At 63.3% G+C, this 10,925-nt stretch carries 8 protein-coding genes and 1 other RNA gene; 7 read left to right on the top strand and 2 right to left on the bottom strand.

The window, feature by feature from the left end; genetic code table 11:
• The first annotated feature begins 286 nt into the window (after nt 1-286).
• Complete coding sequence (emrD, locus tag BN1127_RS14850; protein ID WP_042649958.1) at nt 287-1,486, top strand: multidrug efflux MFS transporter EmrD; 1,200 nt, start codon at nt 287-289, stop codon at nt 1,484-1,486.
• A gap of 133 nt (nt 1,487-1,619) precedes the next feature.
• Here the strand turns inward: emrD and ssrS are convergent.
• Together ssrS and zapA are read right to left on the bottom strand one after the other, a co-directional pair.
• Nucleotides 1,620-1,802: non-coding RNA, 6S RNA (gene ssrS / locus BN1127_RS21690), on the bottom strand.
• Between the two features lie 16 nt (nt 1,803-1,818).
• Entirely contained in the window at nt 1,819-2,151 is a 333-nt protein-coding gene (gene zapA, locus BN1127_RS14840; RefSeq protein ID WP_041205956.1) for a cell division protein ZapA, read from the bottom strand.
• Nucleotides 2,152-2,324: 173 nt separating this feature from the next.
• Here zapA and BN1127_RS14835 point away from each other — a divergent pair, with 173 nt between their 5' ends.
• The 6 genes from BN1127_RS14835 (at nt 2,325) to gcvP (ending at nt 10,695) form a co-directional block, all read left to right on the top strand.
• Nucleotides 2,325-2,894, top strand: coding sequence for a UPF0149 family protein (locus BN1127_RS14835; protein WP_042649957.1), 570 nt, complete (start codon nt 2,325-2,327; stop codon nt 2,892-2,894).
• Between the two features lie 208 nt (nt 2,895-3,102).
• Nucleotides 3,103-4,326 carry a 2-octaprenyl-6-methoxyphenyl hydroxylase gene (ubiH, locus tag BN1127_RS14830; protein ID WP_042649956.1) on the top strand — a complete coding sequence of 408 codons (1,224 nt, stop codon included), beginning with the start codon at nt 3,103-3,105 and terminating at the stop codon, nt 4,324-4,326.
• A gap of 99 nt (nt 4,327-4,425) precedes the next feature.
• Nucleotides 4,426-5,646, top strand: coding sequence for an FAD-dependent 2-octaprenylphenol hydroxylase (locus BN1127_RS14825; protein ID WP_042649959.1), 1,221 nt, complete (start codon nt 4,426-4,428; stop codon nt 5,644-5,646).
• Between the two features lie 387 nt (nt 5,647-6,033).
• Nucleotides 6,034-7,131, top strand: a complete 1,098-nt coding sequence (gcvT, locus tag BN1127_RS14820) for a glycine cleavage system aminomethyltransferase GcvT (protein ID WP_005329285.1) — start codon at nt 6,034-6,036, stop codon at nt 7,129-7,131.
• A 78-nt stretch (nt 7,132-7,209) separates the two neighbouring features.
• Nucleotides 7,210-7,599: a glycine cleavage system protein GcvH gene (gene gcvH, locus BN1127_RS14815; protein ID WP_005329287.1), complete on the top strand. Its 390-nt coding sequence runs from the start codon at nt 7,210-7,212 to the stop codon at nt 7,597-7,599.
• Nucleotides 7,600-7,818: 219 nt separating this feature from the next.
• The gene (gcvP, locus tag BN1127_RS14810; protein WP_042649955.1) at nt 7,819-10,695 is read left to right on the top strand and encodes an aminomethyl-transferring glycine dehydrogenase; all 2,877 of its coding nucleotides are present in this window, start codon (nt 7,819-7,821) and stop codon (nt 10,693-10,695) included.
• The last annotated feature ends 230 nt before the right edge of the window (nt 10,696-10,925 follow it).

Here is a 10,925-nt window from a genome sequence, read left to right as displayed (position 1 = left end):
GGAGCGGGGCGCCTGGGCACAGGCGCCCCGCTCCCGTTCGATGTCAGTTTGACGGGGCCGCTGGCCCCGTCACATTAGAAAAACTTGGGAAAGCAGATTATAAAGATTCGTTCGTTTTTTGTGACATGAATCACTAAGATCACCGCAAGCCAAAGAGCGTCCTGCTCCTGGCGGGTGCGGGTCCTCCGCCTTGCGTTTCACCTTTGATTGACCCTGTTTATTGGATCCCCTCTGCGGTTCTCTGCCAGAGGCGGGCAGCTTTTCGATGATTTTTCGGGACTGAGATATGTATCGGCACAGTTTTTATCCGCTGTTTTTCCTGACCATTCTGATGGTCGCCGTGGGCCAGATGACCCAGACCCTCTATGTGCCCTCCATTCCCATGATGGCGGGGGACTTTCATGTGGCCTCCGGCCAGTTGCAGGCGGTGATGGCCTGCTACCTGATCCCGTATGGCCTCTCCCAGTTCGTCTACGGTCCGCTGTCGGATCGCATAGGTCGTCGCCCCGTGCTGCTCATCGGCATGATGGTGTTTCTGGTGGGCACCCTGACCATTCAGCTGATCCCGCACTTTGCCGCCCTGCTGGCCGGCAGCTTCATCCAGGGGTTGGGCACGGGGGCCGGTGGCGCCATGAGCCGGACCGTGATGCGGGATCGCTACAGCGGCGCCGAGCTCAACCGCGCCAACAGCCTGGTGAGCATGGGGGTGATCTTCTCCCCCCTGCTGGCACCCGTGCTGGGGGGCTGGCTGACCGAGCTGTTCAACTGGCGCGCCGGCTACTGGTTCCTGTTCGGCTTCGGCGCCCTGACCACCCTGGCCCTGCTGGCCTGGTTTGGCGAGACCCTGCCGGCGAGCGCCCGTCAGCAACCACTGCGGGTCGGCGCCGCCTATCGCCACGTGCTCGGCAACCCGCGCTTTCAGGGCAACCTGCTCTGCCTGATGGCGACCTTCGCGGGACTCGCGGTATTCGAAGCGGCGGCCGGGGTGCTGCTCGGCGACGTGCTCAAACTGAGCGCCCGCACCGTGAGCGTGCTGTTCGTGCTGCCGCTGCCCGGCTACCTGTTCGGCGCCTGGCTCTCGGCCCGCCTGAGCTTTCGCCTGAGCCAGGGCAAGCTGATGCGCCTTGGTATTGCCTTCCTGGGGCTGGGGGCCCTCATCATTCTGGTGCCCGGCCTGTTCGGGGTGGTGAGTGCGGCTTCCCTGGTGGGGGGCGCGGCTGTCTACTTCATCGGCAGCGGCATCCTCTACCCGACCGCCACCTCCTGCGCCATCGAGCCCTTCCCGGGTCAGGCGGGCACCGCCGGGGCCATCCTGGGGGGCATGCAAAACCTGGGGGCCGGTGTGGTCACCCTGCTGGCCGCCAGCTTCCCAATGGAAGGGCAGGTGACCCTGGGGGCCATCATGGTGGTGATGGTGCTGATCGTAGCCCTGAGTTTCCTCTGGCTGCGCCACCATGGCTCGCCCCACGAGCAGATGGCCGTCTGAGTGCATCCAGGTCAGGTACAGAGCCCGCCCTCGTCGGCGGGCTTTTTATTGCGCCTGGTTCATGGACGATGGGCCCCTGGGCTGTACGCAGAAAAAGAAAGAGCCCGTCATATCAATGACGGGCTCTTGTGTTAGGTACCCCGGAGATGCCGTTGCCGGTTTGGGCCCTTGAACCGTGAGTTCAAGGCGGAGTTCTAAACTGGCCGCAGGCTTCTCGGTCGGGCCGAGCATGCGCAATAGTCAGAAGATAGAACTCCTGTTGGGTATGATTATCGGCTCGGGGACTTGAACCGGCTGACGCACACCCCAGGGAATTTTAAAACGGGTCGCGCTTAGGGCTGACGGCCCTCCTCGCTGGAATCACCATATTGACCGTGCTCGATCAAGGCCGCTTCTATGGTGCGCTGCAGCATCTTGATCCGCTTGTCCATGGTCTCAGAGTATTGGTGGTTCTTCTCTTTTTCAAGGCAGAGCTCATGACAGAAGTTGAGCGCCGCCATGATGGCAAGCTGTTCATTGCTGGAGACCTTGGAGCGTTGACGCAGCTCGATAAGCTTGTCACTCAGCTGGTCGGCGGCCTGGCGCAGGGCATCCTGTTGTCCCAAGGGACAGGATACCTTGTAGGGACGTCCCAAAATGACGATTTCTACGGCCTCTATGCTCATGCCTTCCTCAATACGGCGGGGCTGATTCCCGCTTTTATCCACGTGGACAACTGGGCGGGACTATATAGCGCAGATGCAGAAGTTTCAAGGCCTTGCTGGCTCTGGGAGGGGGAGAATGCTAGGATCTCGGCCATAATTTTTGCATATTTGCCTGAACTTTGAGCGGATCTTCGATGAGCAAAACGAACCCCCTGAAATACGCGGCCGTGGCCGACCTGATGGAGCAGCACGAGCTGATGGCGACGGCTGTCGAGGCCCATGGCGTGATCTGCGGCCTGGTGTGCGGTGGCGTGGTACTGGACGACAAGAGCTGGCTGCCTCCTTTCAACGATCTGATCAACGATGGTTTCGGCTTGCCGGCGCCGGTGCGCCAGGTGATGACCGAGCTCTATCAGAGCGTCATCGAGAGCCTGATGGCACAAAAAGGGGTCGAGCTGCTGTTGCCAAGTGACGAGGCGCCGCTCGACGAGCGCATCGATGCCCTGGTGGACTGGTCCCAGGCCTTCCTGGCCGGTTTCGGTGTGGTGCAGCAGGAGCTCTCCAGGGCTTCCGAGGAGCTGCAGGAGATGATCCAGGACATCGCCAGCATCACCCAGGTCTCGGCGGAGTTCGATCAGGAGGATGACGAGAACGAAGCTTCCTTCCTGGTGCTCTACGAACACGTGCGCCTCGGGGTCATGATGGCGTTCGAGGAGTTCGGCAAGCGCCCGGATGCCCCGAGCACCCCGCCGACCCTGCACTGAATCCCGCAAGAGTGCCCGAACGGAGATAGAAAAGAGCGCCTTATGGCGCTCTTTTTCCGTGATGGTTCTGCGCGGAGGAGGGGAGTGCCGAGCGGGCTCTGGCGAGCCAACTGTCGGTGCCAAATCTGTTTTTTGCCCGTGGCCTCGCATCCCGCCTCCCGCCTTTGTGATAGCATTGGCCCACGTTTTTAGCCTATGCCCTCTTCTCATGTCTCATTCTGATCCGGTTCACGTCGACGTGGCTATCGTCGGCGGTGGTATGAGCGGCGCCGTGCTGGCCCTCTCCCTCGCCGCCCTGAAGGGGCCGAGCGGTGCCCCCCTGCAGATCCTGCTGCTGGAGGCGAGCGCCCCCGAACTCAATGCCCATCCCGGCTTCGATGCCCGCGCCATCGCGCTGTCCGCCGGCACCTGCGAGGCGCTGGCCCGGCACGGGCTCTGGTCCCGTTTTGCTCCTCACTGCGCCCCCATCACCCATATCCATGTCTCGGATCGGGGTCACTGCGGCCAGACCCGGCTCACGGCGGCGCAGTTTGGTCTGCCCGCCCTCGGCCAGGTGATCGAACTCTCTGCCGCCGGCATAGCGCTGCAGCAGGGGATGGACGCCACCGCGAACATCAGGCTGTGCTGCCCGGCCCAGCTCTCCACCATAGCGCCACAGGAGGAGGGGGTGACCCTGACGCTTGCCAGCGGCGAGCGCTACCAGACCCGGCTGCTGGTGGCGGCCGATGGGGGCAACTCCTTCGTGCGCCAGCACTTCAAGCTGCCGGTCAGTCGCCATGACTATGAGCAGAGTGCCATCATCGCCACGGTCAAGACCGCCGAGGATCCCGCCGGCCGGGCCTTCGAGCGCTTCACCGAAGGGGGGCCGCTGGCGCTGCTGCCCATGCAGGAGGGGCTCTCCTCCCTGGTGTGGAGCGTCCCGCGGGACGAGGCGCAGGCCCTGATGGCGCAGGATGATGCCGCCTTCCTAGCCCGTCTGCAGCAGGCCTTTGGCTGGCGGCTCGGGCGCTTCGTGCGCACAGGGGCGCGCAACCTCTACCCCCTGGTGCTGACGGTGGCCGACTATCCCCTGGCCCAGCGCACCGTGCTGGTGGGCAATGCCGCCCACCTGTTGCACCCCATCGCCGGCCAGGGCTTCAATCTCGGCATGCGCGACCTGGACTTGCTCACCCAGGCGGTGGCCCAGGCCCTCGCGGCCGGGGAGGACATCGGCAGTTTCGAGGTGCTGAGCGCTTACTGGCAGCGGCGCAAGGGGGATCAGGAGCAGACCATCTGGCTCACCTCCTCTCTGGCCCAGCTCTTCTCCAACGGCCATGCCCCCCTGGTGGCCGGTCGCAATCTGGCGCTCTCCCTGATGGGGCGACTGCCCTGGCTGCAGGCGCCGCTCGCCTCCCGCACTCTGGGGTTTGTCGCCGATCTGTGCCGTGAATGAGGTGTGCCGAGAAGAGGCGACACCGAACAACTTGATGAGGGGATGCCAGCGGGCGTCCTCCTGCTGATCCTGGCGATCAGCCACGAAAGGATAGAGATGATGCAGATGCAAAATGTGGATGTGGTGATCGTGGGGGGCGGTATGGTGGGCCTGGGGCTCGCCGCCGCCCTCAAGAACAGTGCGCTCACGATCGCCATCGTCGAGGGGCAGCTGCCCGACACCCAGCTCGGGGAGGCACCGGACAACAGGGTCAGCGCCCTGAGCCTCGCCAGTCAGCGCATCTTGCAGGGGGTCGGCGCCTGGGACGGCATAGTGGCGCGGCGCCTGCAAGCCTACGACAGCATGGCGGTGTGGGAGCAGGACAGCTTCGGTCATATCGGCTTTGATGCCGCCAGCCTGCGCCAACCGGCGCTCGGCCACATCGTCGAGAACCGGGTCATCCAGCTGGCGCTGCTCGATGCCATCGCGGGAGCGAACAACATCAGCCTGCTCACCCCGGCCCGGGCCCAGAGCCTGCAAGTGAGCGATGCGGGCGCCCTGTTGCTGATGGAGGATGGCCGTGCCCTCTCGGCTCGCGTGGTGGTGGCCGCCGACGGCGCCCACTCCTGGGTGCGCCGTCAGGCGGACATCCCGCTCACCAGCTGGGACTACGGTCACCACGCCCTGGTGGCGACGGTGCGCTGTGCCGAGCCCCACGAGGCGGTGGCGCGCCAGATCTTCACCCCCGAAGGCCCGCTCGCCTTCCTGCCCCTGTGGGAGCCCAACCTCTGCTCCATCGTCTGGTCTGTGCCCGCCACGCGGGCCGAGGCGCTGTGCGCCCTGGACGATGAAGGCTTCAATCGCCAACTCACCACCGCCTTTGATGGACGGCTGGGGCTGTGCAAGGTGGAGGGGGCCCGCAGCGCCATTCCGCTCACCGCCCGCTACGCCCGGGACTTTGCCCGCGAGCGGCTGGTGCTGGTGGGAGACGCGGCCCACACCATACACCCGCTGGCGGGGCAGGGGGTCAACCTGGGTCTGCTGGATGCGGCGGCCCTGGCCGAACAGCTCCTCAAGAGCCAGAACGCAGGGGCGGATATCGGCCTGCTGGCCAACCTGCGCGGCTATGAGCGCTGGCGCAAGAGCGAGGCCGCCCGCATGCTGGCAGCGATGGAAGGGCTCAAGCGACTATTTGGTGGCAGCCACCCCCTCAAGAAGCTGGTGCGCGGGGTGGGATTGCGGGCCGTCGATGGCCTGGCGCCGCTCAAGCAAAGCGTGATCCGGGCCGCCATGGGGCTGGACGGTGAGCTGCCTGCTCTTGCCAAGGGTGAAAAAATCTAATCTTACTCGCTATTTTTAACAATAAAACTAATCTGACAAGGCTGAATGCCCCTCCGGGGTGTCAGCCTTTAATGTTGGCGGGAAGCGAAACGTTTTTCTGTAAATTGTGACGTAACGGTAAAAATCAACATTAAATCTCGAACATCCCGGGTTTGTACTGTTTTTATCACTGTTTTTGTCTTAGTGTCTGGTGTCTGTTTGTCGGAGCAGGATTAGTTTTTTTTGAGCGGCACACCGGCGCTCTTGTCATATAATCCGCTCCGTTCAAGGAATCACTCCTGCCCCACGGGTGGGAACGAGCACAGACCTTGCGGTTCGCCCTCCCGCTGTGCAAGGGAGCCGGAGCGGATTGCGAGCGTTGTCGCGAACGCTTAAGGAAACACAGCGATGATCCAGACTACTGTACTGCATCCCAAACACCTGGAAGCTGGCGCCAAGATGGTGGACTTCCACGGTTGGGAAATGCCCATCAACTACGGCTCCCAGCTGGAAGAGCACCACGCGGTGCGCAGCGATGCGGGCATGTTCGATGTCTCCCACATGACCATCGTCGATTTGACCGGCGAGCGAGTCAAAGCCTTCCTGCAACACCTGCTGGCCAACGACGTGGCCAAGCTCACCGTCCCCGGCAAGGCCCTCTACAGCGGCATGCTGAACCCGGAAGGCGGCGTCATCGACGACCTCATTACCTATTACCTGACCGATACCTTCTACCGCCTGGTGGTGAACTCCGCCACCCGCGAGAAGGATCTGGCCTGGATCCGCCATCACGCCATCGACTTCTCTGTGAGCGTGACCGAGCGCCCGGAGCTTGCCATGATCGCGGTGCAGGGGCCCCACGCCAAGGCCAAGGCGGCCAAGGTGTTCACCCCTGAGCAAAATGCAGCGGTCGAGGGCATGAAGCCCTTCTTCGGCGTGCAGGCCGGGGATCTCTTCATCGCCACCACTGGCTACACCGGCGAAGACGGTTATGAAATCGTGGTGCCCGAGCCCCAGGCCTGCGCCCTGTGGCAGTCCCTGCTGGACAACGGCGTGGCCCCTTGCGGCCTCGGTGCCCGTGACACCCTGCGCCTGGAAGCGGGCATGAACCTCTACGGTCAGGACATGGACGAGTCAATCTCGCCCCTGGCCGCCAACATGGCCTGGACTCTGGCCTGGGAGCCCAGCGATCGCCAGTTTATCGGTCGCGCCGCCCTGGAAGCCCAGAAAGCCGCCGGCACCCAACCCAAGCTGGTGGGTCTGGTGATGGAAGAGAAAGGTGTGCTGCGTGCCGGCATGCCGGTCACCTTCACCAGCGAGAGCGGTGAGCAGCGCGAAGGGGTGATCACCTCCGGCTCCTTCTCGCCGACTCTGGGTTACAGCATCGCCCTGGCGCGGGTGCCCCGCGACATTGGCTCTGAAGCCCAGGTCGAGATCCGCAAGAAGCTGGTCACCGTGAAGGTCACCAAGCCGGCTTTCGTGCGCAACGGCCAGCCCCTGGTGTAATGATTGATTGCGGCGAAGGGGAGCCCCTTCGCCGACCCATTTTTGTTGAAGCGATCCAAGAGCATAAAGGAAGCACAAATGAGCCATATCCCGAGCGAACTGAAATATGCCACCTCCCACGAGTGGGTCCGTGTTGAAGCCAACGGCGAAGCCGTGGTCGGCATCACCGAGCACGCCCAGGATCTGCTGGGAGACATGGTGTTCGTCGACCTGCCGGAAGTGGGCAAACAAGTGAGCGCCGGCGAAGATTGCGCCGTGGCCGAGTCGGTCAAGGCCGCCTCCGACATCTACAGCCCGGTGAGCGGCGAGATCCTGGCCATCAACGAAGAGCTGGAAGGCAGCCCCGAGCTGGTCAACTCCGACCCCTACGGTGCCGGCTGGCTGTTCCGCATCAAGCTGGATGATGCGGGCGAGCTCGCCAACCTGCTGGATGCCGAAGGCTACCAGAACGTGGTGGACGAAGAGTAATGCCCCCGGGCCCTGCCAACACAGCAGGGCCCTCTTGTATGACTGCCATCCTGCGGCCATGACGGTTGCAGGAAGGGCGCAGCCTTTGCGCCTTCGGGATGCCCTTGCCGCATTCCCCGTCTGCCTGCGGCGGACACAGAACATGAGTGGAGCCGGTATTCACCGGCTATCAGGAACATCAGGTCTTGGTTATCAGGACTTCATACCAGGAATAGGGAAATGACCCAGTCACTGTTTGAACTCGAGCAAAAAACCGATTTCATCCGCCGTCACATCGGCCCGGGTGAGGAAGAAGTGCGGGCCCTGCTCGCCACCGTGGGGGCCGAGAGCCTGGACGATCTGATTGAGCAGACTGTCCCCGCCACCATCCGTCGCCCGGGCCCGCTCGGCATCGGCGCCCCCATGACCGAAGTGGAAGCCCTGGCCAAGCTCAAGGGCTATGCGGCCAAGAACCAGGTCGCCAAGAGCTACATTGGCATGGGCTATCACGACACCCACGTGCCCCACGTCATCTTGCGCAACGTCTTGGAAAACCCGGGCTGGTATACTGCCTATACCCCCTATCAGCCGGAGCTGGCCCAGGGCCGCCTCGAAGCTCTGCTGAACTTCCAGCAGCTGACATTGGATCTCACCGGCATGGATCTGGCAAGCGCCTCCCTGCTCGATGAAGCGACCGCCGCCGCCGAAGCCATGGCACTGGCCAAGCGCATGGCCAAGTCCAAGTCCAACCTCTTCTTCGTGGCCGACGATGTTCACCCCCAGGTGATCGACGTGGTCAAGGAGCGCGCGGTGCACTTCGGTTTCGACGTGGCCGTGGGCCCCGCCTCTGACGCGGTGAGCGAAGAGGTGTTCGGTGCCATGTTCCAGTACCCGGGCACCACCGGCAACGTGACCGATCTGCGTTCCCTGATCGCTGCGGTCCAGGCCCAGAAGGGGCTGGCCTGCGTCGGGACCGACATGCTCGCCCTGCTGCTGCTCAAATCCCCGGGTGAACTGGGGGCCGACGTGGTGTTCGGCTCTGCCCAGCGCTTCGGCGTGCCCATGGGTTACGGTGGCCCCCACGCCGCCTTCTTTGCCACCCGCGATGCCTACAAGCGCTCCATGCCGGGCCGCATCATCGGCGTCTCCAAGGATGCCCGTGGCAAGAATGCCCTGCGCATGGCGATGCAGACCCGCGAGCAGCACATCCGCCGCGAGAAGGCGAACTCCAACATCTGTACCGCCCAGGTGCTGCTGGCCAACATGGCGAGCTTCTACGCCGTCTACCACGGCCCGGTGGGGCTGAAAACCATCGCCTCCCGCGTCCATCGCCTGACCAGCATCCTGGCGCTCGGCCTCAAGGCCAAGGGCCTGGCCCTCAAGCACGATAGCTGGTTCGACACCCTCACCGTGCTGACCGCAGGCAAATCAGAGCTGATCGCCAAGGCCGAAGCGCTGGGCATCAACCTGCGCGCGGATCTGGACGGCGCTGTCGGTGTGTCCCTCTCCGAGACCACCACCCGCGAGGACGTGGCCGAGCTGTTCGACCTCTTCCTGGGGCAAGGCCACGGGCTCGATGTCGCGGCCCTGGATGCCAAGGCCCAGGGCCATCACGCCATCCCGCAGGATCTGCTGCGCACCGACGCCGTGCTGACCCACGAGGTGTTCAACAAGTACCACTCCGAGACCGAGATGCTGCGCTACATCCACCGTCTCGAAGCGAAAGATCTGGCCCTGAACTACGCCATGATCTCCTTGGGCTCCTGCACCATGAAGCTCAACGCCACCGCCGAGATGATCCCGGTGACCTGGCCCGAGTTTGGCAAGCTGCACCCCTTCGCCCCGCTGGCCCAGACCCAGGGTTACCAGCTGCTACTGGCAGACCTCGAAGACTGGCTGGTGAAGGTGACAGGTTATGACGCCGTCTGCATGCAGCCGAACTCCGGCGCTCAGGGGGAATACGCGGGCCTCTTGGCCATCAAGAAGTACCACGAGTCCCGCGGCGAGGGGCATCGCGATGTCTGCCTGATCCCGGCCTCGGCCCACGGCACCAACCCGGCCTCCGCCCAGATGGCGGGCCTCAAGGTCATCGTCACCGCCTGCGACAAGGCCGGCAACGTGGATCTGGACGACCTGCGCGCCAAGGCTGCGGAGGTGGGGGACCAGCTCTCCTGCCTGATGGTGACCTATCCCTCCACCCACGGGGTGTACGAGGAGACCATCAAGGAGGTGTGCGACATCGTTCACCAGTATGGCGGTCAGGTCTATCTGGACGGCGCCAACATGAACGCGCAAGTCGGTTTGACGGCGCCTGGCTTTATCGGTGCTGACGTCTCTCACCTCAACCTGCACAAGACCTTCGCCATTCCTCATGGCGGTGGCGGCCCGGGCATGGGTCCCATCGGCGTGAAAAAACACCTGGCTCCCTTCGTGGCCGGTCACGCCGTGGTCAAGACCGACAAGGAGAGCCGTGACAACGGCGCCGTGTCTGCCGCCCCGTTCGGCTCGGCCAGCATACTGCCCATCAGCTGGATGTACATCGCCATGCTGGGGGACGAGGGGCTGAAGAAATCCACCCAGGTCGCCATCCTCAACGCCAACTACCTGGCCAAGAAGCTCGGCGAGTCCTTCCCCGTGCTCTACACCGGGCGTAACGGCCGGGTGGCCCACGAGTGCATCCTGGACATACGTCCGCTCAAAGAGGCCTCCGGCATCAGCGAGATGGACGTGGCCAAGCGCCTGATGGACTACGGCTTCCACGCGCCGACCATGAGCTTCCCGGTAGCGGGTACCCTGATGGTCGAGCCGACCGAATCCGAATCTAAGCGCGAGCTGGATCGCTTCGTCGAGGCCATGACCGCCATCCGCGCCGAGATTGCCCGGGTGCAGGACGGCCACTGGAGCCTGACCGACAACCCTCTGGTCAATGCACCACACACCCAGGATGACGTCATGGACGAGCAGTGGAGCCGCGGTTACACCCGCGCCGAGGCGGTCTTCCCGTCCGACGCCGTGCGCGCCAGCAAGCTGTGGCCCTCGGTGAACCGCATCGACGACGTTTACGGCGATCGCAACCTGTTCTGCTCCTGCGTTCCGACCGAGGATTACGCCAAGTAATAGCGGCGCTGATCACGACCATTTAAGTTGGAAACCGTGACATTAGAGTTGGAAACCGACAATTGAGTTGGAAACTAAAAGGCCCTGCATAAGCAGGGCCTTTTCATTTTTCACGGAGATTGACTGTAATTTAATTACAAAAAATGATCCTATGTACAGATCTAGTTATCACCTGACACCGGCCTCAAACCGGTGTCTTGTTTACGCTACTTTAGGGAAGGTGCGAACAA

It is taken from the genome of Aeromonas media, assembly GCF_000819985.1.
In the GTDB taxonomy this organism is placed as follows: domain Bacteria; phylum Pseudomonadota; class Gammaproteobacteria; order Enterobacterales; family Aeromonadaceae; genus Aeromonas; species Aeromonas media.
The sequence above is the reverse complement of the archived record's forward strand: the minus strand, read 5'-3'. Positions and strand labels throughout refer to the sequence as shown.

Coding starts and splice junctions, on each gene's coding strand:
- emrD (WP_042649958.1), top strand. CDS start 287: ATGTATCGGCACAGTTTTTATCCGCTGTTTTTCCTGACCATTCTGATG.
- gcvH (WP_005329287.1), top strand. CDS start 7,210: ATGAGCCATATCCCGAGCGAACTGAAATATGCCACCTCCCACGAGTGG.
- zapA (WP_041205956.1), bottom strand. CDS start 2,151: ATGAGCATAGAGGCCGTAGAAATCGTCATTTTGGGACGTCCCTACAAG.
- BN1127_RS14835 (WP_042649957.1), top strand. CDS start 2,325: ATGAGCAAAACGAACCCCCTGAAATACGCGGCCGTGGCCGACCTGATG.
- gcvT (WP_005329285.1), top strand. CDS start 6,034: ATGATCCAGACTACTGTACTGCATCCCAAACACCTGGAAGCTGGCGCC.
- gcvP (WP_042649955.1), top strand. CDS start 7,819: ATGACCCAGTCACTGTTTGAACTCGAGCAAAAAACCGATTTCATCCGC.
- ubiH (WP_042649956.1), top strand. CDS start 3,103: ATGTCTCATTCTGATCCGGTTCACGTCGACGTGGCTATCGTCGGCGGT.
- BN1127_RS14825 (WP_042649959.1), top strand. CDS start 4,426: ATGCAGATGCAAAATGTGGATGTGGTGATCGTGGGGGGCGGTATGGTG.